The sequence below is a fragment of the Micromonospora zhanjiangensis genome, from assembly GCF_042650605.1.
Taxonomy (GTDB): domain Bacteria; phylum Actinomycetota; class Actinomycetes; order Mycobacteriales; family Micromonosporaceae; genus Micromonospora_J; species Micromonospora_J zhanjiangensis.
In genome coordinates, this window is record NZ_JBHSBN010000011.1 from 24,543 (window position 1) to 46,248 (window position 21,706).

At 72.3% G+C, this 21,706-nt stretch carries 14 protein-coding genes; 2 read left to right on the plus strand and 12 right to left on the minus strand.

The genetic code is table 11. The features are described from left to right. From ACFOX0_RS17245 to ACFOX0_RS17265, 5 genes are all read right to left on the minus strand, one after another. Nucleotides 1-2,370, minus strand: coding sequence for a glycoside hydrolase family 65 protein (locus tag ACFOX0_RS17245; RefSeq protein ID WP_377546884.1), 2,370 nt, complete (start codon nucleotides 2,368-2,370; stop codon nucleotides 1-3). Continuing rightward, on the minus strand, nucleotides 2,367-3,116 hold the full coding sequence (locus ACFOX0_RS17250; RefSeq protein WP_377546886.1) for an HAD family hydrolase: 750 nt from the start codon (nucleotides 3,114-3,116) through the stop codon (nucleotides 2,367-2,369). Before ACFOX0_RS17250 ends, ACFOX0_RS17245 begins: the two co-directional genes overlap by 4 nt. 96 nt (nucleotides 3,117-3,212) lie before the next feature. After that, nucleotides 3,213-3,677, minus strand: a complete 465-nt coding sequence (locus ACFOX0_RS17255; protein WP_377546888.1) for a DUF4442 domain-containing protein — start codon at nucleotides 3,675-3,677, stop codon at nucleotides 3,213-3,215. Nucleotides 3,678-3,805: 128 nt separating this feature from the next. Continuing rightward, nucleotides 3,806-5,104, minus strand: coding sequence for an ABC transporter ATP-binding protein (locus tag ACFOX0_RS17260; protein WP_377546890.1), 1,299 nt, complete (start codon nucleotides 5,102-5,104; stop codon nucleotides 3,806-3,808). A 188-nt stretch (nucleotides 5,105-5,292) separates the two neighbouring features. Continuing rightward, nucleotides 5,293-7,269: a glycosyltransferase family 2 protein gene (locus tag ACFOX0_RS17265; protein WP_377546893.1), complete on the minus strand. Its 1,977-nt coding sequence runs from the start codon at nucleotides 7,267-7,269 to the stop codon at nucleotides 5,293-5,295. 189 nt (nucleotides 7,270-7,458) lie between these two features. Here ACFOX0_RS17265 and ACFOX0_RS17270 point away from each other — a divergent pair, with 189 nt between their 5' ends. Continuing rightward, nucleotides 7,459-9,102, plus strand: a complete 1,644-nt coding sequence (locus tag ACFOX0_RS17270) for a glycosyltransferase (protein WP_377546895.1) — start codon at nucleotides 7,459-7,461, stop codon at nucleotides 9,100-9,102. 84 nt (nucleotides 9,103-9,186) lie between these two features. Here the strand turns inward: ACFOX0_RS17270 and ACFOX0_RS17275 are convergent, their stop codons facing one another. The 6 genes from ACFOX0_RS17275 to ACFOX0_RS17300 all read right to left on the minus strand — a co-directional run bounded on the left by ACFOX0_RS17275 (nucleotide 9,187) and on the right by ACFOX0_RS17300 (nucleotide 19,083). Further along, nucleotides 9,187-11,505, minus strand: a complete 2,319-nt coding sequence (locus tag ACFOX0_RS17275) for a glycosyltransferase (RefSeq protein ID WP_377546897.1) — start codon at nucleotides 11,503-11,505, stop codon at nucleotides 9,187-9,189. 22 nt (nucleotides 11,506-11,527) lie between these two features. After that, the gene (locus ACFOX0_RS17280) at nucleotides 11,528-13,717 is read right to left on the minus strand and encodes a bifunctional glycosyltransferase/CDP-glycerol:glycerophosphate glycerophosphotransferase (protein ID WP_377546899.1); all 2,190 of its coding nucleotides are present in this window, start codon (nucleotides 13,715-13,717) and stop codon (nucleotides 11,528-11,530) included. A 49-nt stretch (nucleotides 13,718-13,766) separates the two neighbouring features. Then, a complete protein-coding gene (locus ACFOX0_RS17285; protein ID WP_377546901.1) occupies nucleotides 13,767-15,848 on the minus strand; it encodes a DUF5941 domain-containing protein in 2,082 nt (693 codons plus the stop codon). After that, a complete protein-coding gene (locus ACFOX0_RS17290) occupies nucleotides 15,845-16,597 on the minus strand; it encodes an ABC transporter ATP-binding protein (protein WP_377546904.1) in 753 nt (250 codons plus the stop codon). The genes ACFOX0_RS17285 and ACFOX0_RS17290 overlap by 4 nt, the downstream gene beginning before the upstream one ends. Continuing rightward, a complete protein-coding gene (locus tag ACFOX0_RS17295; RefSeq protein WP_377546907.1) occupies nucleotides 16,598-17,419 on the minus strand; it encodes an ABC transporter permease in 822 nt (273 codons plus the stop codon). Nucleotides 17,420-17,706: 287 nt separating this feature from the next. Then, nucleotides 17,707-19,083 carry an L-serine ammonia-lyase gene (locus ACFOX0_RS17300; protein ID WP_377546910.1) on the minus strand — a complete coding sequence of 459 codons (1,377 nt, stop codon included), beginning with the start codon at nucleotides 19,081-19,083 and terminating at the stop codon, nucleotides 17,707-17,709. Between the two features lie 269 nt (nucleotides 19,084-19,352). Here ACFOX0_RS17300 and ACFOX0_RS17305 point away from each other — a divergent pair, with 269 nt between their 5' ends. Continuing rightward, a complete protein-coding gene (locus ACFOX0_RS17305) occupies nucleotides 19,353-19,553 on the plus strand; it encodes a PspC domain-containing protein (protein WP_377546912.1) in 201 nt (66 codons plus the stop codon). 130 nt (nucleotides 19,554-19,683) lie between these two features. Here ACFOX0_RS17305 and ACFOX0_RS17310 read toward each other — a convergent pair whose 3' ends face one another. Next, nucleotides 19,684-21,699: an arabinofuranosyltransferase gene (locus ACFOX0_RS17310; protein WP_377546915.1), complete on the minus strand. Its 2,016-nt coding sequence runs from the start codon at nucleotides 21,697-21,699 to the stop codon at nucleotides 19,684-19,686. Nucleotides 21,700-21,706 lie beyond the last annotated feature (7 nt).

Here is a 21,706-nt window from a genome sequence, read left to right on the forward strand (position 1 = left end):
TCAGAGGTTCTCCGGGACTCGCCGGGCCGGGGCCCGGCCGGGTGGCTGCTGCGGTGGCGGGCCGGTCGGGTGGCTCGGCGGCACCGGCAGCACCACCGGCTTGTCGCTGGTCAGCTTCACCAGTTCGTCGTGGTGTCGCAACTCCATCCGGGCGTCCGACCCGCCGTTGCGCAGCGAGTAGGTGACCTCCTGCGGCCGGACGTCGACGTGCAGTCGCAACCCGTGCCACATCAGGGAGAACTCCAGCCGGGTGATCCGACTGGGCAGTCGCGGGGCGAACGAGAGCACGTCGGTGTGGTCCCGCAGCCCACCGAACCCGGCGATCAGTGCGATCCAGGCGCCGGCCAGCGAGGCCACGTGCACGCCGTCCCGGGTGTTCTGGTTGAGGTCGTGCAGGTCCATCAGGGCGGCTTCGCCCAGGTAGTCGTGCGCCAGTTCGAGATGACCCACCTCGGCCGCCATGACCGCCTGCGTACAGGCCGACAGCGACGAGTCGCGGACCGTCCGGCGCTCGTAGTAGGCGAAGTTGCGGGCCTTCTCCTCCGGGGTGAACGCGTCCCCCCGCCAGTGCATGGCCAGCACCAGGTCGGACTGCTTCACCACCTGCTTGCGGTAGAGATCGAAGTACGGGTAGTTGAGCAGCAGCGGGTACTTCTCCGGCGGGGTGTCGTTGAAGTTCCACTCCTGGAGCCGGGTGAAGCCCTCCACCTGCGGGTGCACGCCCAACTCCTCGTCGTACGGGATGTGCATGTCCGCGGCGGCGTCCCGCCAGGCGGCGGTCTCCTCGTCGTCGACCCCCAACCGCCAGGCCTCCTCGCTGTGCCGGCCGACGGCCTCGGCGGCCGCCAGCAGGTTCCGCTGGGCCATCAGGTTGGTGTAGATGTTGTCGTTCTTGACCGAGGTGTACTCGTCCGGGCCGGTCACCCCGTCCAGGTGGAACCGGCCACGCCGGTCGTGGTGGCCCAGCGAGTGCCACAGTCGGGCGGTCTCCACCAGCAGTTCGAGCCCGACCTCCCGCTCGAACTGCTGGTCCCCGGTGGCCTGCACGTACCGGCGGACCGCGTCGGCGATGTCGGCGGCGATGTGGAAGGCCGCGGTGCCGGCCGGCCAGTACGCCGAGCACTCCTGGCCGCGGATGGTCCGCCACGGGAACGCGGCGCCGCGCAGGCCCAGCGTCCGGGCCCGGTCCTGGGCCAGATGCAGGGTCGAGTGCCGCCAGCGCAGCGCCGAGACCACGGCGGTGGGCTGGGTGTAGGTGAGCACCGGCAGCACGAAGGTCTCGGTGTCCCAGAAGGTGTGTCCGTCGTACCCGGGTCCGGTCAGGCCCTTGGCCGCGATCGGCCGCAGTTCGGCGCGGGCGCCGGCCTGCAGCACGTGGAACAGCCCGAACCGGACCGCCTGCTGCACCTCCGGGTCGCCCTCGACCCGCACGTCCGAGGCGTCCCAGAACGCGTCGAGGAACTCCCGCTGCTCGGCCAGCAGGCCGTCCCAGCCGGAGAACTTGGCCGCCGCCTGCGCCGCGCCGACCTGGTCCCGCAGCCCCGGCAACGACCGGCGGCTGGACCAGCCGTACGTCAGCAGCTTGTCCAGTCGGAGCCGCTGGCCCGGCTTCAGGTCGCAGGCCACCGTGGTCCGGGCCCAGTCCTCGTACGCCTCGGTGCCGACCGTGGTCCGGCCCGGCCCGTGCACGTCGTGGCTCATCGCCGCGGCCACCCGCAACCCGCTGGCCTTGGTGCGGTGGATCAGCAACCCGCCGGCCTCCTGCACCAGCCGCTCCTCGGCCTGCAACGGCTGATCCAGCACCGCCGCGACCCGGGGGTCCTTGCTCTGCGAGGGAAGTTCCTCGTTGGCCACCAACTCGGACTGCACGGTCACCCGCAGCGGGGCGTCCACCGCCTCCACCTCGTACCGGATGGCGGCGACCGCCCGCTGGCTGAACGAGACCATCCGGGTGCTGTTCACCCGGACCAGCCGACCGGCGGGCGAGCGCCACTGGACCGACCGGTGCAGGGTGCCGGCGCGCAGGTCGAGCACCCGCTCGTGGGAGATCAGTTCGCCGTACCGCAGGTCGAACGGCTCGTCGTCGACCAGCAGCCGGATCAGCTTGCCGTTGGTCACGTTGACCACGGTCTGCCCGGACTCCGGGAAGCCGTAGCCGGCCTCGGCGTACGGCAGCGGCCGCAGTTCGTAGAACGAGTTGAGGTAGGTGCCCGGCAGGCCGTGCGGCTCGCCCTCGTCCAGGTTGCCGCGCAACCCGACGTGCCCGTTGGAGAGCGCGAAGACCGATTCCGACTGGGCCAGTACGTCGAGGTCGAGCCGGGTCTCCCGGACGTGCCACGGCTCGACGGGGTAGGCCCGTTCCCGGATCACCCGCCGGCTCCGTCCAGCAGCTCGGCCAGGTCCTGGACCACGATGTCCGCGCCGTGCTCGGTGAGCGCGTCGGCCTGGCCGACCCGGTCCACCCCGATCACGTAGCCGAACTCACCGGCCCGACCGGCCTCGACACCGGCCAGCGCGTCCTCGAAGACGGCGGCCTGCCGCGGTTCGATGCCGAGTTCCCGGGCCGCCGCCAGGAACGTGTCCGGGTGCGGTTTGCCGCGCAACGACCGTTCCCGGGCGACCACGCCGTCGACGCGTACCTCCAGCAGGTCGGCCAGGCCGGCGGCCTCGACCACGTCCCGGCAGTTGGCGCTGGCCGAGACGACGGCCCGGCGCAGCCCGGCCGCGGCCGCCGCCTTCAGGTAGGTCACCGACCCCTGGTACGGCTGGACGCCGTCGGTGTGGATCCGGTCCAGCAGGACGACGTTCTTGCGGTTGCCCAGCCCGTTCACCGTGTCGGCGTCGGGCGGGTCGTCCGGGGTGCCCTCGGGGATGGTGATGCCGCGCGAGGCGAGAAACGTCCGCACCCCGTCCGCCCGGGGCCGACCGTCGACGTAGCGGTTGTAGTCCGCTCCCCGGTCGAACGGTCGGAACTCCTCGTGGCCGGCTTCGGCCCGCTGTCGGAGGAAATCGTTGAACGTCTCCTCCCAGGCGGCGTTGTGCACCTTCGCGGTCTGCGTCAGCACACCATCGAGGTCGAACAGACAGGCGGTCACGTGACCAGGTAGCCCTAACACGCCTTCCAGTTAACCGTGTCGGAGGCGGGTGAAACCGTATTGCCCCGGCGCGCCGCGCCGCGGTTCCGAATGTGACTACCGTCCGTGACTTGACCGTCAGTGTGGGCGCAACACCCACACCACCGTCAGTTGCGCGGTGGTGACGCCGTCGGGGGTGCCGATCTCCACCGGGACCGGGATCTCCGGCTTCTCCCCCGCGTCCAGCGCGGCCGCCACCTCGTCGGCGGCTCGGGGCAGCCGCGCGGTGGCCAGCACCGGGCCCATCGCGAGCCGGCGGTAACTCACCTCGGCCCGGGCGGCCAACGGCACCGCCCGGTCGAGCAGGTGCCCGTAGGCGGCCAGCACGGCGGCGCCGGAGGCGGTCTCGCCCAGGGTGAACATCGCGCCGGCGTGCGGACCACCGACGTGGTTGTGGGTGGCCGGCGAGTCGGGCAACCGGACGACGGACCGGACCCCACCGTCGGGTTCCGGCGCGATCTCCACGAACTCGAAACCGAGGGTACGGACGAACGGCACGGCCGCCAGCATCCCGGCGGCGACCTGGGCTGAATCGATCTCCATGACGCTACGCTACTCGTCGGTAACATGGTTCGACAACCCCGGCCGACGGTGGGTCGCCGGCGCGACGGCGGGCTGTCCGGTCGGGGCCGGCGCCGGCCGGTCCGCGGTCAGCGCCGGCCGGCCCGCGGTCAGCGCCAGCCGACGTCGATCCGGTCGCCGCGGTCGTCGAAGAAGTGCAGCGCGTCCATCCGTACCGACACGGCCAACGGATCGCCGGCCCGCACCGCCGGGTACGGGGCCAGCCGGATCGCCAACTCCGCCGGGCGGCGCTGATGCCGACCGAGCACACCGGTCCGCCCGGCGATCGGATGCGGCTCGGCGTCCGGGCCGGGCTCCGCCGGCCGGCCGGCCAGCCGGCGGGCGAACCGGCTCAACCGGCGCATCGCGCCGTCCCCGGTCGCCGATTCCGTCACCGGACCGCCCACCTCGTCGACGATGATCGCGGTGGCACCGATGTCCAGGAAGGCCAGCGACTCGTGGCCGTGGTGTTCGAGGTAGCGGATCCGGCCCCGCACCACGTCACCGGGGGCGTCCAGGGCCACCGGGGTGAGCGCCTCGGCGCGCACCCCGACCACGATCCGTTCACCGTGGTAGTGCGCCACCGCCCGCGAGCGGATGTTGTCCCACGGCAGGTAGAGCGACTGCTCGCCGAGGGCCAGTTCGACGTACCGGTCGAGATGGACGTAGACCGCGGCCTCCAACAGGTTCATCCGCGGGCTGCCCAGGAACGCCGCCACGTAGAGGGTGGCCGGCCGGCCGTAGACCTGGGTCGGGGTGCCGACGTCCTGCAGCACCCCCTTGCGCATGATGGCCACCCGGTCGGCCATGGTCAGCGCCTCGGCCTGGTCGTGCGTGACGTAGATGGTGCTGACGCCCATCTCCCGGACCAGCGCGGAGATCTCCGCCCGCAACTCGGCCCGCAGCCCGCTGTCCAGATTGGACAGCGGCTCGTCCATCAGGAACAACCCGGGTCGGCGGACGATCGCCCGGCCCATCGCCACCCGCTGCCGCTGGCCGCCGGAGAGTTGGTTCGGACGGCGGCCCAGCACGTCACCGATGCCCAGCACGCTCGCCACGTCGGAGACCCGCTCGGTCCGGGAGTCCTGTTCGAGCCCGGACAACCGCAGCGGGAAGGCGATGTTGTCGCCGACGGTCATGTGCGGATACAGGGCGAAGTCCTGGAACACCATGGCGACACCGCGTTCCCGGGGCGGCAGACCGTTCGCCACCTCGCCGCCGAGCAGCACCGCACCGCTGCTCGGCTCCTCCAGCCCGGCGATGATCCGCAGGACCGTCGACTTGCCGCACCCGGAGGGCCCGAGCAGCACCATGAACTCGCCGTCGGCGACGTCCAGGCTCACCTTGTCGACCGCGACGGTCCCGTCCGAAAAAACCTTGCTGACGTCCTTGAGCGCGACGGTTGTCACCGCCACCTCCCCGCAGTCTCTACTTCAAGGAACGGTCCAGGGAACGACTGTGGCGAGGATCAACCTACTCCGGATATCGGGTAAACGTTCTATATTCTTCCGGTAATAGAATCGTTACAGCCTGAAATGCGCGCGCCCGGTGTCCCGGAAATGGGACGCCGGGTCCTGAGTGGACGACGAATCGCTGGTCAGGAGCGGCGGCCCGCCGGAACGTCGAATCCGTCGGTCACATCTTCCACGGCCGGCACCGTGCCGAACTCGTGGTAGCGGGGAAATCCCGACCACTGCGTCCCACCGTCGCGCAGGAAGTACTCCAATCCGGGATCCCAGGTGTGCCCGTCCGACCGGCGTTGGTAGATGTAGCCGAGCGGATGGGTGCGATAGATCAGTCCGCCCGAGTACCACACCCGATCAATGAGACCCCGGTCGATGGATCGGGGCACCGGCCGCCACCCACCGACCGCCTCCAGGTCGCCCTTGCTGATCAGCATGGTGCCGCCGGCCACCACCCGGGCGAAGGACTCCGGGTCGCCCGCGGCACGCCGGACGGTCGTGTCCAGGGTCTGCAGGTACGTGAACTCGGCGGCCTTGCCCACCATGGTCGCGCCCGAGTACTGCCGGGCCAGGACGAGGTCCCAGACGTGCTCCGGCCCGTACGTGTCGTCGTCGTCGAACTTGGTCACCAGGGTGCCCCGGGACCGGGCCGTCGCCGCGCCGATCGCCTCGCCGAACCCGTACCCGGGGGCCAGCACCAAGGTTTCGATCGGCCGGCGGCAACCGGCCAGCTCGGCCCGCAACCCGGCCGGCAACTCGACGCCGTGCAGGCAGAGCACGATCTCCAGATTCGGGTACGTCTGCGCCTCGATCGCGGCGACCGCGTCCCGTACGTAGTCCAGCCGCTTGGTGACCAGGACCGCGCTCACCGACGGCGGATCGACCAGGCCGGGGAAGGTGGCGGCGGCGAGCCGGGGCAGCGCGAAGCTGACGGCGTGCTGCCGCAGCGCCGCCCGCCGCTGGGCGACCGTGCGCAGCTCCCAGTCGAACACGTCGGCGTGCGGCTCGGGCAGCGGGCGGACGACCAGTGCCCGTACCTCGTCGGACAGGGCGGCGGCGCAGGCCGGCGGCAGGTCCGGCACGTGCACCAGGATCCCGGCCGACATCAGCTGCACCAGCAGCGCCGCCTCCTCGACCGGGTGCCGGGCCGGCATGGTCCGGCAGATCACCGTGCCGGTGCCGGTGAGCGCCTTCGCCACCATGGCGCCGGTCCGGGGCCGGTCCAGACGGCCACCACCGAGCGAGGCGCCGTCCGGGCCGGTGAGCTGCCACCCGTGTCCGTCCCCGGCGCCGGTGAAGGTCAACTCGGCGGTGCCGCCGGTCGGACCGAACGGCCCGTAGCGGCCCCACAGCTCGGTCTGTTCCGGGTTGACCAGGACGACGTCCGGCCGGCCGCCCACCCCGGCGCCGGTCGAACTCACGGCCAGCACCGTGCCGTACCCGGCCGGGGTGCCGCCGGTGGCCGGCACCTCGCCCGGAAGGTCGGGGTTCTGCGGCGGTTGCGGCAGCCCCGAGCCGGTGAGCACGAGGTCGTGCGGCCGGATGTCCTCGTTGCCCGGCAGTTCGCCGACCACGACGGTGGCGTTGTGTCCGGCGTCCAGCCAGCTCGGGAAGACCTCCTGGGCGGTGCGGTCGGCGCTCGCCGGCGCCGGCAACGGCAGGGTCGGGGTGAGCAGCGGCAGGATCGCGGCGATCAGCTCGCGGAGCGTCTTGGACCAGCGCACCTCGACGCTGATCTCGACCTGGCCCTCGGCCCCGGGCATCCGCACCTGGTGCGACACGACGTGCAGCAGCGGTCCGAGGCGGCCGCACCAGCTACGGGTCGGTCCGGTCCAGTCCAGCACCACGACGGTGAGCTTGCGGACCAGGGCCAGCGAGATCGGGTCGTCCAGGACGTGCCGCAGCCAGTCGACCGACTCGGCGACCACCAGCACCCGGGTGGCCAGGTCACCCTCCCGCGGCCCGTCGGCCGTGGCGGCGTCGTCGCGCGGGATCTCGGTCAGCCCCGCGCCCAGGTAGGACACCGGCCACTTCCGGTGGTGCCGTCGGCCGGGCTCGCCGGCGAGCACCCGCCACCGGTGGTGTTTCTCCGGCGTGTCCCCGCTCGACAAGGTTCGGTCCTCTCCCGCGCGTACAGCGTCGAACCGGTCGGTCGCGACGGGCCGCCCGCGGTCCGCTCGGTGTCGACATCCCCGGTCCGGCGCCGCCAGCGTACCCGGCCGGGTGGCCGACCCCCGGGGCCGACGCCCCGCCCACCGCCCCGGCCGGGCGGGCCGCCGGTGGCCGTTAAACTGAGGCTCGTGCCGAGCCCTGCTGACACCCCCGCCGCCGCCCGGCCCTCCGACGTCCGGGTGTACCGCAACGACTGGAGCGTGCTCACCCCGCCGTCGGTCGGGACATGGCGACCCACCCGGTCGGTGTCGGTGGTGATCCCGGCCTACAACTGCCAGAAGACGCTCGACCTGACCCTCGCCTCGCTCGCCCACCAGACCTACCCGGCGGAGCTGCTCGAGGTGGTGGTGGCCGACGACGGCAGCGAACCGCCGATCGAGCTGCCGGAGATCCGTCCGGCGAACTGCCGGATCGTCCGGGTTCCGGAGGTGTCCGACGGCTGGGGTCGGTCCAACGCGCTGCACGTCGGCGCCACCCACAGCGACGGCGAGATCCTGCACTGGCTGGACGCGGACATGGTGATCTTCCCGGGCCACGTGGCGGAGCAGGTCCGATGGCACCACGTCTCGGACGAGGTGGTCACCCTGGGCTACAAGCGGTTCGTCGGGGAGGGCTGGACCACCCCCGAGGAGGTCGCGCGGCGATGCGCGGCGGGCACCATCGGCGAGCTGTTCCGGATCGAGGACACCGAGCCGCACGACTACGTCGAGAAGATCATCGACGACACCGACCAGTTGCGGCACGGCGATCACCTGAACTTCCGCGCCCACGTGGGCGCGACCGCCGCGCTGACCCGCGCCATGTACGAACGCACCGGCGGCCTGAACACCGAACTCCGGCTCGGCGAGGACACCGAGTTCGGCTACCGGCTGACCCAGGCCGGCGCGGTGTTCGTCCCGGTGCCCGAGGCGCGCAGCTGGCACATGGGCGCGACGCACATGATGACCAAGGGCGTGCCGCTGCGGCGGTTCAACCACCCCTACCTGGCCGACCTGATGCCACAGCCGCGCTGGTTGCGCCGGGGCAGCAACCGGTCCTGGGCGGTGCCGCTGGTGACCGCCGTGCTGCCGGCCGAGGGCAGCCTGGAGCGGGTCCGCACCGCCGTCGACCGGCTGCTCGCCAGCGACCTGACCGACCTGCGGGTCAAACTCGTCGCGGACTGGGACAAGATCACCGACGAGCGCCGGTCGATCCTCGCCGACCCGCTGCTGGACCGCCGGCTGATCCAGGTGACGTACCGTTCCGACCCGCGGGTGGAGCTGGTCGGCGAGGCACCGGAGACCGCGTACCCGTCGCCGTTCCTGCTCCGGTTGCCCGCCCACGTCGGGGTCGGCCCGGACACCGTCCGCCGGCTGGTGGCCGTCGCCGACGAGTGGCAGGTGGGTCTGGTCCGGCTGCTGCCGGCCGGTGCCAAGTCACCGGACGAGGCGGTCTCGCTCTGGCGTACGTCCGCGGTGAGCCGGGCGGTCCGGGTCCGCCGGCCCGACGAGCCGTTGCACAAGGCGGTGGCGGCGGTGGCCGGGGAACGCTGGTTGAGCGGGGACGACCTCGGGGTGGACGACCTGCGGCAGATCCCCGAGGCGGAACTCAGCTCGCCGAAGCCGCGCCTCTACAGCCGGCCCGACAAGCGGCGGCGCATCGAAGCCACCGACGGGCAGACCATCCCGGTCGGTGGTGTCCGTTCGCTGGCCCACGCGACGCGGTTCGTGGCGCGGCAGGCCGCGGCCGGCGCCGCCCGCAAGGTCCGCCGCCGGGTACGCCGGCAGAAATAACGGTGCCGATCGGCACGGCGACCGGCCGGACGGACCGCGACCGGCGCCACGGGCCGCGGACCCACCCGTGCGACCGGTGCCCGGTCAGTCCGTCAACTGAGGGCTGAGCCGCAGGATCTGCCGGTCCCAGTTCGGCAGCAGCTCCAGGCGGCGGGCGCCCAACGGTACGTCCCGGGGCGCCGTGCGCTGCGCGACGACGCTGAACGCCAGGTCGACCGGGACGGAACCGGGACGCTGGAACAGCGGTGCCCAGTCGCCGTCCGGCGCGGGGACGTCCCCACCCAGCCGGAACCGGAGCCGCCGGGCGGCCCGGTCCGGGTCCACCGGCAGCTCGACGTCCGCCGGGGCCGGTTCGGTCGGCTCGGCCCCCAGCCTGCGGCGGAGGATGATCCGCAGGCCGTCCCAGGGGTCACCGTCGTCCGGGAGTTCGGCCGTGAAGACCACCCCGCCCGGCTCGGCGCGAACCTCACTGACCTGCGGGCCCGGCGGCAGCACCCGGATCAGCAGAACGTCGTCGTCCGCCGGGCGGACCGTCAGCTCGCATCCCTCGTACTGGTGCCGCAGGCCGGTGAAGGCCGCCAGCACCGGCAGTTCCTGCGGCTCACCGGCGCCGTCGTCGAAACAGACCCGCCACCCGGCCCCCGCCTCGCCCACCAGGACCGGCCGGTCCGCCACGGCGGCGGTGGTCAGTTCGGCCATCGGCACCCGGGCCGACCAGCTGTTGTCCCCGGCGACCAGGTCGACCGGATGGCAGAAGGTGGTCACCCCGACCACCCGGGACATCCGCAGCACGGCCGACGTCGGCAGGCCCGCCGTCGCGCCCTCGATCAGCAGCGCCCCGTCGACGACCCGGACGGCGGTCACCCAGGCCCGCGGTCGTTGCACCCGCAGCCGGAGTTGCCCGGCGCGGACGTACGGGAAGACCCGGACCCGGTCGTCGACCCAGCTGCCCGGCAGCACCGGCCGCGAGTCGCCGACGCCGAGCATCCGCCTGATCGGCCGGCCGGGCGGGAAGACCGCGATGTTGAACGTCCACTCCCCCTCCGTCCAGCCGTCCGAGCCGCGCAACCGCCGCGCGTCCACCGTCACCGAGTAGCCGGACCAGTCACACGGCACCGAGCTCGGGGTGGCGGCGACCCGGCTGGCCCGGGTCGGCAGCGGGATGATCCGCTTGCGTCCGGCGTCCTCCCGCAGCCAGAGCATCCGCGGCGCGGCCCACGGTCGGGACGCGCCCCGGCTCACGTCGTACGCCATCCCGCTGACCTGGAGCTGGTGACCGATCCAGCGCACCTGGTGCACCTCGGTACGGATGCCGGGCGCAACCCGGAACGCCTCCCGGGGCACCAACGGGTGCCCGGCATCCAGCAACGGGAGCTGCAGGTAGCTGTTCAGGCCCCGCCGGACCACCGCCGGGGTGGCCCCGGCCCGACCGGCGACGACCACCTTCAACAGCTCCGGCAGCGCCCGGCCACGGACCAGCCGCCAGGCCACCCGCAGCCGCGGTACCAGCCGGTCGATCACCCGGGGGTCGACCCGGTCGAGGTAGTCCGCCGACAGTTCCAGGAACCGCTGCCGGAACTCGTCGGTGGCCTCGGGCAGCAGGTCCAGGAACATCCGCAGGTCACTCTGCAGGACCGTCTCGTCGTACCAGTCCTTGAGTTTCCGGTCGCCCAACCCGGCCAGGGTCCGGCTGGCGCTGTCGACGGCGGCGAACCGGTCGACCAGGTTGGGCAGCTCGGCCAGTCGTTGGCTGATCGACTGCTCGCCGGTCTCCCGCTGACGCCAGTAGTAGACCGGCAGTTCGAGCACGTCGACCGCCTTGGCCAAGGCGTACGCCGGGATCGTCAGCGGGATGTCCTCGTACCGGACGCCCTCCGGGAACCGCAGGTCGTGCCGGTCCCAGAAGGACTTCCGGAACACCTTGTTGCAGGCCAACCGGTCGTACACCAGATTGCGCTGCTTGCCCAGGCTGGTCTTCAGGCGGGTGAATCGGTGGGTGCCCCGGTGCAGCGGCGACTGCCGCAGGCCACGCGAGGTCAGCAGCGCCACGTTCCCGGTGGCGAAGTCCGACCCGGTCCGCTCCAACGCGCCGACCAGCACCTCCAACGCGTACGGCGGCAGGACGTCGTCGCTGTCCACAAAGCTCAGGTACGCGCCGGTGGCCTGGTCGATGCCGGTGTTGCGGGCGGCACCGAGCCCTCGGTTGGGTTGGCGGACCAGCCGGAACCGGTCGTCGTGGCGGACATGCCGCGCCGCTATCTCGGCGCTGTCGTCGGTCGACCCGTCGTCCACCAGCACCACGTCCAGGTTCCGGTACGTCTGGCCGCTCAGCGAGTCCAGACACTCGGCCAGGTAGCTGGCGACGTTGTAGATCGGTACGACGACGGTGAGCAGTGCTCCCAACCCCGCCCTCCAGTTAGCCGTGTCAGCCTGACTCGCCCAGCAACGCCCGGCGGACCACCCGCTCCGCCGCCCGACCGTCGTCCAGTTCGCAGAACCGACGCCGGAACTGGCTTCGGGCCTTGGCCGCCGCCTCGTTGTCGGCGGCGCCGGTGCGGAACAGGTCGAGCAGGTCGGGGAACGTCGCGGCGACCGCGCCCGGCGGCTCGGCCGTGACGTCGAAGTAGACCCCACGGGAGAGCCGGTAGGCGTCCCAGTCGGGAGCGTAGATGACGATCGGCCGGTCCAGTGTCCCGTAGTCGAACATGGCGGACGAATAGTCGGTGACCAGCACGTCAGCGGCCAGGTACAGATCCTCGACCGAGGGATGTCCACTCACGTCGAGGACCCGGTCACCGGCGGCGATCGCCGCGCCCGGGTCCCGGTCGTGGAAGTAGTGGCTGCGCATCAGGAGCCGGGCGTTCGGACCCAACGCGTCGACGAACCGCTCCGGCTCGAACGGCGGCCGGTAGCCGGGCAGGTGTTCGCGGTGGGTGGGCGCGTACAGCACCACCCGTTCCTCGGGTCCCAGGCCGATCCGGGCCCGCGCCTGCGCCGCGTCCCGCGCCGTCGCGGTGGCCAGCCGGTCGTTACGCGGGTAACCGGTCTCCAGGGTCTCGTACTCCGCCGGATAGGCCCGCTCCCACATCTGGGTGGAGAAGGTGTTCGAGCTGATGCTGAAATCCCACCGGTCGATCCGGCGCAGCAGCTTCTCGAAGTCCATCCCGACCGCGCCGATCGGATAGCGCTGCTGGTCCAGACCCATCACCTTGACCGGGGTGCCGTGGTGGGTCTGGATGTGGATCGATCCCGGCCGTTTCTCGACGAAGTCCGGGAAGTTCACGTTGTTGATCAGCCACTTGGCCCGGGCCAGCGCCCGGAAGTAGGCCGGTGTGCCGGCGACCACGTAGTCGGTGCCGGGCGGCAGGCTGGCCACCCGGTCCCGGCGTACCACCCAGACGCCGCGGATGTGCGGGGCAAGCTCGCGGGCCTTCTCGTAGATGGCCGCCGGGTTGCAGGCGTAGCCGCGGTACCAGTACGCCGCGTAGAGGGCGAGCGACTCGTCCATCGGCATCCGCAGCTGGGCCCGGTAGTACTCGCGCATCGTCAGGTCCCGGCCGGTACGGGCCGACCGCCGGACGGCCGGCACGGCGCGCCGCTTCACCGCGGCGGCACCACCCCGCAGCCGGCCACGACCGCGCTGCACCACCCGCAACGCCGAGAAGGTACGCCAGCGTCCCGCCGCGACCAACCGGTGCTTCACGCCCTCGGGACCGCCCGGCACCGGGTACCCGCCGGGCGGCAACCACCGGCGGTAGTCCTCGACGATCTGAGCGAAGAACGCCGCCCGCATCTCCGACGGGACCCGGTCGCCGTTGCCGAGCACGGTGAGGTAGTGCCAGATCATCCGCCGGAACAGCAGCGGGCGCACGCTGTCGGTCCGCGGCGCCCACTCGTCCAGCAGCTCGAACACCCGGTGCCAGTGCGGGAACACCTCGAAGTGCCGGTCGCCCTTGGTACGGGTGATCGCCCCGGACCGGCGCTGCCGGTAGTGGACGCACACCCGGTCCAGGACGGTGATCCGCTCGGCGGCCACCAGCACCGGGTACGTGAAGGAGACGTCCTCGTACCAGCCGGCACCGAACCGCAGGCCCAGGTGGACCAGGAACTCGCGGCGAACCAGCTTGTTCCAGGCGGTGTGCAGCAGGTCGATCAGCTCGGGCCGGCTCGCCAGGTCGGACACCACCGTCCCCGGTCCGTCCGGGAAGACCTCGGACATCGCGCTGCCGATCACGGCGGTGTCCAGGTACGCCCGGACGTGGTCGACGATCAGCACGTCCGGCGTGCTCTCCCGCAGCCGCGCCACGACGGCGGGCAGGCAGTCCGGCTCCAGCCAGTCGTCGCTGTCGACGAACCAGACGTACTCGCCGGAGGCGTGGTCCAGCCCGATGTTGCGGGCACCACCCAACCCGACGTTCTCGTCGAGGCTGACCAGCTTCACCCGGGGGTCCCTGGCCGCGTACTCGGCCAGGATCTCGCCGCTGCTGTCGGGTGAGCAGTCGTCGACGCCGATCACCTCCAGGTCCCCGAAGGGCTGGGCCAGGATCGAGTCCAGGCACTCGCGCAGGTAGCCCTGCACTCGGTAGGCCGGCAGGACGAAGCTGATCAGAGTCATCTGTTCCGTTCCCCAGGCCCGATCCGTCCGGGTCGGGCCACCCCAGGTGTTAGCCGGCTCGTTGCCGCTCGTTCACCAGCCTATCGTCCGCTTCGCGGGCACCCGTCGGCGTCCGTAGCGCCCGGGCGGCGGCCACCCAGCCGGTCACCGCGCTGAGCACGGAGATGGTGAACAGATACCCGGCGAGCGCGACAAAGGTGACGGTCGGGACGACTCGGACACCGCTGACGACGGCTGCCGTGAGCAGGACCATTCGCCCGTCCCAGCCGAGCCCGAAGGAGCGCAGCAGCGGGGTGCGCTCCCGCTTCTCCAGCCGGGCGGTCAGGTTGTAGTGGTGCAGCGCCAGCACCAGCAGCAGCGCGAAGACCACCGGACCGGGCACCCCCGTGCCGGCACCGACGGCGATCACGAACAGGTACTCGGTGGCCCGCAGGCCCGCCGGGACCAACCAGTCGAGCGCCCCGGACTGGGACCGGCCGGCGGCCAGGCCGGCGGCCAGCGCGATCAGCGCCGCGACCAGGGTCCACCAGCGGAACGACGCCGGGCCGGATCCGCGCACCGCCACCAGCAGCAGCCCGGCGCCGGCGAACGCGCCGAGGACGGCGAGCGGCAGCGGACCGGGGATCCACCGGACCCGCCGACCGAGCGCCCCGAGCCGGCGGCTCACCCACCCGTCGTCGCGGTGCAGCCCGGCGTCCACCGTGGAGAGCACCGGGACGCCCATCGACCGCGAGCGCAGCGTCCGCAACGCCAGCGTGTACGCGGCCGCGAGCACACCCCAGGTCAGCACCGCGACCAGGCTGACCAGCGGGTTGAACAGGGCCACGGTCAGCGCGATCAGCGCCCAGCGTTCGCCGATCGGGAAGACCACGGTGCGCTTGAGCCAGTACGACAGCGAACCGGTGTCCGCCTGCACCCGGGTGGAGGCGCGGCTGAGCCGGGCACCCAGGCCGGCACCCCTGGCACCCCCGGCACCCCCGGCCGCGCCGGTCCCGGCCGACCGGCCGGCCGCCTCGTCGTGCAGGGCGCCGTACCAGGTGTCCGTCATGTGCCGGACGGTCTGCAGGGTCAGCGCGGCGATGGCCAGCGCCCAGCCGTTGCCCAGGCCCGCGCGTTCCACGCCGACCGCGAGGCCGGCGTAGACGACGTACTCCTTGGCCCGGTCGGCCATGGTGTCCAGCCAGCCGCCCCACGGGCTGAACCGGCGGGTGTACCGGGCGACCTGCCCGTCCACGCAGTCCAGCACGAAGCCGAGGTAGAGCAGCACCGCGCCGGTGACCAGGGCCGGCCGGCCGCCCAGGCCGAACAGCGCCGCCGCGGCGAAGGCGAACAGCACCGACACCACGGTCACCCCGGTCGGTCCCAGCCCGATCCGGGCACACAGCTTCGTCAGGTACGGCGACCAGCTGCTGACGAAGTAGGTGGCGAAGAAGTCGTCCCGCTCCTTGACCGCGAGCCGGAGTTCGGCCGGGTCGGACGGGACGGCCGCGACGGCGGCCTCGGCGGCGGCCACCCCGGCCGGGTCGGCGGTCCGGTGCGCCACCAGCAGCCGTACCCGGTGGGCGAAGATCGTGGGACCGCTGCCGGCCAGCGCGGTCACCAGCCGGTCCAGCGGGTTGCCGGCGACGGCGTCGGCCGGCCGGGCGGCGGGCGGTTCGGCGCCACCCCCGGGGCGGACCCGGCCCGGGTCCGCGAGGGTCCGGGCGGCGGCGGCCAGCGCGGGCAGGTCGGTCGCGGCGACCCGCAGCGCGCCGCCGAACGTACCGGTCGCCAGGTCGTCCGGCGCGCCGGCCGGACCGGCCGCGGTCAGCTGGCCGCGCTCCTCGTGTACGCCCACCGGGCCGGCGCCGGCCGTCCCGGTGAGCACCAGCGCGACAGTGCCGGGCACCGGGCTGGTGGCCAGGTGCCGCAGTACGGCGGTGTGCGCGACCAGGTCCGCCGCGCAGAGCAGCAGCGGTCCGCTGGCCGAGTCGGCCAACCGGGCCAGGCCGGTCAGCTCGCCGACCTCGACCACCTCGGTGGCACCGGCCTGGCGCAACTGCTCCCCGAGCCGGTCGAGCAGCGGCCGACCGTCGGGCAGGGTGAGCGGCTCCGGCCCCGACGGGCCGGTGATCAGGACCGCCAGGGTCACGTCCGGACCACGGGCTTGCCGTTGTACGCGTCCAACGCCTCGCGGACCGTGCCGTCCAACTTCAGCTCGCCCTTGTCCAGGAACAGCCCCCGGGTGCAGAACCGGGTCAGGTCGCTCTCGTTGTGCGAGACGAGCACCAGCGTACGGCCCTCGGCGAGCAGCCGCTCGATGGTGGTGTAGCACTTCTGCCGGAACTCGGCGTCACCGACCGCCATCACCTCGTCCACCAGCAGGATCGGGTGGTGCAGCTGGGAGATCACCGAGAAGCCGAGCCGGACCTTCATCCCCGAGGAGTAGTGCCGGACCGGCGTGTCGATCGCCTTCTGGACCTGCTCACCGGCGAAGTCGACGATCTCGTCGAACTTGGCCTTGAGGAACTGCGGGCTCAGCCCGTGCAGCGAGCCGACCAGGTGGACGTTCTCCCGGCCGGTGAGGTCGTTGGAGAAGCCCGCGGAGAGTTCGAGCAGCGGGGCGACGTTGCCGCGGACCTTGATCGACCCCTCGTCCGGGATCAGCACGCCGGCGATCAGGCGGAGCGTGGTGCTCTTGCCGGTGCCGTTCTTGCCGATCACGCCGACGGCCTCGCCGGGCTGGATGTCGAACGTGCAGTGCCGCAGCGGCCAGAACTCGTTGGCCTGCGGCTGTCGGCCGCCGCGGTGGATGAACATCTCGCGCAGCCGTAGCTGGCGGCGCCGGTTGCGGACGAACCGGATGCCGAGGTCACGGGCCTCGATGATCGGCTGACTCACTCAGAGCTCCTTGAGCACGGCGGGTTCGAGCCGGCGGAACACCCAGAAGCCCGCGAGCAGGACGACCAGGCTGCCGACGAGTGAGGAGAGGAGTACCCCGGTGCTGGGGAACTGGCCCGGGTACCAGACGGCCCGGAACAGTTGCAGGATGCCGACCAGCGGGTTGCACTCGTAGGCGATCCGCAGCCAGCCCGGCATGCCGGAGTGCTGGACCAGCGAGAGCGGGTAGATGATCGGCGTGGCGTAGAACATCGCGCGCAGCACCAGCCGCATGAACCGGTCGATGTCGCGCAGCAGCACGTTCAGCGAGGACAGCAGCAGCGCCACCCCGATCAGCAGGGTGAAGGTGAGCAGCACGGCCAGCGGCAGGGCCAGCAGGTGCCAGCCGAAGCTGAGCTGCCCGAACCAGATCGCCACCACGATCAGCACCGGGACGCCGGCCAGGTACTCGGCGAACCGGCCGACCACCCGGCCGAACGGGAAGACCTCGCGGGGCACCTTCATGGTGGTGATCAGGCGGGCCTGGCCGGTCAGCGCGGTGGTCGCCTCACCGACCGCCGAGTTGATCCACTGCCAGGCGAAGATGCCGCTGATCAGGTAGAGCGGGTAGGAGCCGGCGATGTCCGGCGCCACCCCGTCGCGCTTGCCGGTGCCGTAGAGCACGCCGAAGACGAACCAGTAGATCGCGCCGATCGCCAGCGGCTCGATCAGCGACCAGAAGTACCCCAGAACGGAGGCCTGGTACTTGACGGCCAGATCCCGACGTACCAGCAGTCGCAACGCGTTGCGGTGCGACCAGACATCCGCCACCGCGGTCGTCATCGCCGCCCCCCGTCACGGAGAGTTGCCCGACGGGTACCACGCCGCGACGGGCCGCCGAGGCGCCCTGCTCGGATCACGTGCTGACCTCTTTCCCGGCCACCGCCTGGGCCGCCCTGGAACCATTGTGCTCGCACCCGAAGCGGGCCGACGGTCGCGGCTCGCCCGACGGCGGCAGTCGCGCCGACCGGGGCCGCTGAACCGGGCCATAGGTTAGCAGTCGGTTAATACGCCGGGTAAGCGGTGCCGGGTCGCCGCACAGCGTGGGCCATGGCGAAAATCACGGAAAGTCAGCACTCGATCACGTTCACCGCGAGCCCGCCCCGGGCCGTCTCCTTGTATTTGATCTTCATGTCGGCACCGGTCTCACGCATCGTCTTGATCACCTTGTCCAGCGACACCGCGTGCACCCCGTCCCCGCGCAGCGCCAGCCGCGCCGCGGTGATCGCCTTGATGCTGGCCACCGCGTTCCGCTCGATGCACGGGATCTGCACCAGGCCGCCCACCGGGTCGCAGGTCAGCCCGAGATTGTGCTCCATCCCGATCTCGGCGGCGTTCTCCACCTGCTCAGGTGTGCCACCGAGCGCCTCGGCCAGCCCGGCGGCGGCCATCGAACAGGCCGAACCGACCTCACCCTGGCAGCCGACCTCGGCACCCGAGATCGACGCGTTCTCCTTGAACAGGACACCGATCGCTCCGGCGGCCAGCAGGAAACGGACCACGCCGTCCTCGTCCGCACCCGGGACGAACCGGGCATAATAGTGCAGAACCGCCGGGATGATGCCGGCCGCGCCGTTGGTCGGCGCGGTCACCACCCGGCCGCCCGCCGCGTTCTCCTCGTTGACCGCCAGCGCCCACAGGGTCACCCAGTCCATCACCCGCAGCGGATCGCCGTTCCCGGCCGCGGCCTCGTCGGTCAGCCCGCGGCGCAGCTCGGCCGCCCGGCGGCGGACCCGCAGCCCACCGGGCAGCACCCCGTCGCGCTCGCACCCCCGCTCGACGCACTCCCGCATCACCCGCCAGATCTCCAGCAGGCCCGCCCGCACCTCGGCCTCCGACCGCCAGGACCGTTCGTTGGCCAGCATCACGCCGCTGATCGACAGGCCCGAGTCGCGGGTCGCCGCCAACAGCTCGGCGCCGGTGAGGAAGGGCAGCCGGACCCGGGTGCTGTCGGGCTTGATCCGGTCCGCGCCGGCCGCGGTCTCGTCGACCACGAACCCGCCGCCCACCGAGTAGTAGGTCCGGGTCCGCACCACCTCGCCGGCCCGGTCGTACGCGGTGAAGGTCATCCCGTTCGGGTGGAACGGCAGCGACCGACGCCGGTGCAGCACCAGGTCCCGGTCGGGGTCGAAGTCCACCGGGTGGGCGTCGAGCAGGTGCAGCCGCCCGGTGGACCGGACCTGCGCCACCCGCCCGTCGATCGAGTCGGTGTCCACCGTCTCCGGCGCCTCGCCGGCGAGGCCGAGCAGCACCGCCCGGTCGCTGCCGTGACCGTGCCCGGTCGCGCCCAGCGAACCGAAGAGTTCGGCGTGCACCCGTGCCGTACCGGACAGCAGCCCGTCGGCCTTGAGGCCGGTGACGAACGTCCGCGCCGCCCGCATCGGCCCCACGGTGTGCGAGCTGGACGGCCCGATCCCCACCGAGAACAGGTCGAACACGCTGATCATGACGTACTTCCTCGCTGTGTCGTCCGGGCCGCCCGTACGGGCGCCGACCGGCGAGCCTACCCGCCCTGGCCAGCGGCGCCAGCCGGGCCGGGGACACCGGGCCGGCCGCGGCCGGTGCCGGCGTGGGGCACGGCCGACCCGGGTAAGCACCTACGGGTGCGCCGGCGCCGGTTCCACCCGCGGACCGAGGCAGGGCTGGCCGGCTGTTCGTACCGTGGAAGAACGACAGCGGCGGATCCTCCCGCCGCGGAACAGGGAGTCAGAAGACCATGAGCCGCAAGTTGGTACGCCCCCGGGACAACCGATGGATCGCCGGCGTGTGCGCCGGGCTGGGCCGCCGGTACGGCATCTCCATCGGGCTGGTCCGCCTGCTGTTCGTGCTGTCGATCGTGCTGCCGGGCAGCCAGTTGCTCGTCTACCTGGTGCTCTGGATCCTGATGCCCAACGAGGACCGTCACCCGACCTACTGACACCGCCTGCTCTGCTTGCTCTGCTCCACCGCGGCAACACCGGGCGCCCGGTACTCGGACGTCCGGTGTTTCCGTGATCGAAGCAGCGCAGAGGTTGCCGCCGACCGGCCGGACTCCTCCGCCGGCCCACCTACCGCCGGACGGCCACCACGATGTCCTCCGGCAACCCGTCGATCACTGTCCAGTACCGCTTGTCGAACTGGGCCGGCTGGAAGCGCTGCTTGCCCCACACCCAGCCGCCGGTCGGCGACTTGCGCAGGACGAAGACGTCGATCGGGCCGAACCCGGTGGCCGCCGAGCGGGTGGCGAAGGCGAGCGGGTCGCGCGTGGCCGTTAACTCCTCGATCACCTGGAAGCGGTCGTCCCAGCGGGACAGCGTGCTGCCGGCGGTCCGGTCGTTGTCCATGAACCCGGGCCAGGGCAGGTACGAGAAGAGCCGGTCGTCGACCGACAGGGTGACCCGGCGCGGGTTCGGGCCGACCACCCCCTGGACCGCCTGCTCGACCTGGTTGACCGGGAACGGCCTGCGCCGGCCCTCGGCCGGGGCGAACCTCGGGTAGTCGCCGCCGGGCAGCGGCTCCTGGAAGGCGGCGACCGCGTACGGGTTGCCGTTCTCCGGCATCCAGGCCTTCGTGAAGGCGTTCGCCGACCAGGCGAGCACCACCGCGAGCACCGCGGCGGTGGCCATCCGGGGCGGGGTGAACCGCAGCCGACGCAGCAAGATCGGGGCGGCGTGCGCCACCACCAGCACCCCGGCCACCGTGAACAGCACGCCGTAGAGCCGGCTGGTGTAGTGCAGGAAGCCGGTGTGCTGGGTGAGCACGTAACGGACCATCGACAACAACCGGTAGGCGTACACCCCGATGATCAGCAGGCCCAGCGTCCGGGCCCACCAGACCGAGCGCCACAGCCAGATCAGCCCGACCAGGCCGGTCAGTTGCAGCAGCCCGATCGGCGTGATGTCCAGGAACGGGAACAGCCCGGTGTTGATCGACGAGGAGGCGTACAGGTCCGAGATCGACTGGCCGCCGCGGGTCAGCGAGGCCCAGCCGAACGGCACCACGTACCAGGCGGCGACCACGAACGAGACCAGCACGATCAGCCCGAGCCGGCGGAAGTAGGCCCACCGGTCCGGCTCGGTCCGCCAGGCGATCACCACGAGCACCAGGACGCCGATCGCCGCGTAGACCATCCAGGCCTGGTAGGTGATCGCGATGAAGCCGCCGAGCAGCCCGGCCGGCAGCCAGTGCAGGCGCGTACGCGGCGGCCGGCCGAAGACCTCGATCACCCACGGGATGAAGATCGCCAGGGTGACCATCTCGAACGCCTTACGCGGGTCCGACCAGGTCACCAGGGAGAGCGTGGCGATGGCGACGGCCACCCAGGAGTTCACCTGGCGGCGCCAGAGCAGGAAGGCGGCCAGGACGGCGGCGGAGGTGAAGAGCACCTCGGCGTCGCCGAGCAACTGCCAGGCGGGCACACCGGTCAGCACCGCCGCCCGGCCGATCAACCAGGCGTAGAACGGCGGGTACTCGGACGGCAGCCCGCGGACCAGGGTGTCGGCGCTGGCCCAGGTGCTGGTGTACCGGGTCGCCGAGGCCGCCATCCGGCCCATGTCACCGGACAGACCGCCGAACCCGAACGGCGTGCCGTGCAACGCGGTACGCAGCATGAACGCGACCCAGGCCGCGGACAGGCCGGCGGCCATCCCGGCGACGATCTCGCCCCGCCACCGGTACGCCACCAGGACGACCGCCACGACCAGCAGGAATGCCCCGGTGAGCGGTATCGACGAGGCACCGATCGAGAACGGGCTGCGGTGCGACAGCCGGGGCAGCACCATCGCCACCGGGGTGGCGACCAGCCAGGTGACCAGAGCCGCCGTACCGCCGCCCAGCAGCCAGCCGGCCCGGCGCGCCGGACCGTCGGCGGGCCGGTCGACCGGATCGGCGACGGCCGTGGTGCGGTCCGCGTCGGCCCTGGCGGCGGTCCGGTCCGACCCGCCGGACCGCGCGCCGTTGTCGTCCGCCGCGGCCCTGTCCTCGGATACGGCCCTGTCGTCCGCCGCGGCCCTGTCGTCCGCCGCGGCCTTGTCCTCTGGTACGTCCGCCCCTTCGGGCCCGGTCGGTTCCACCTGCACCGTCACCCGACCG

Coding starts and splice junctions, on each gene's coding strand:
- ACFOX0_RS17280 (WP_377546899.1), bottom strand. CDS start 13,717: ATGACTCTGATCAGCTTCGTCCTGCCGGCCTACCGAGTGCAGGGCTAC.
- ACFOX0_RS17300 (WP_377546910.1), bottom strand. CDS start 19,083: ATGATCAGCGTGTTCGACCTGTTCTCGGTGGGGATCGGGCCGTCCAGC.
- ACFOX0_RS17305 (WP_377546912.1), top strand. CDS start 19,353: ATGAGCCGCAAGTTGGTACGCCCCCGGGACAACCGATGGATCGCCGGC.
- ACFOX0_RS17255 (WP_377546888.1), bottom strand. CDS start 3,677: ATGGAGATCGATTCAGCCCAGGTCGCCGCCGGGATGCTGGCGGCCGTG.
- ACFOX0_RS17295 (WP_377546907.1), bottom strand. CDS start 17,419: ATGACGACCGCGGTGGCGGATGTCTGGTCGCACCGCAACGCGTTGCGA.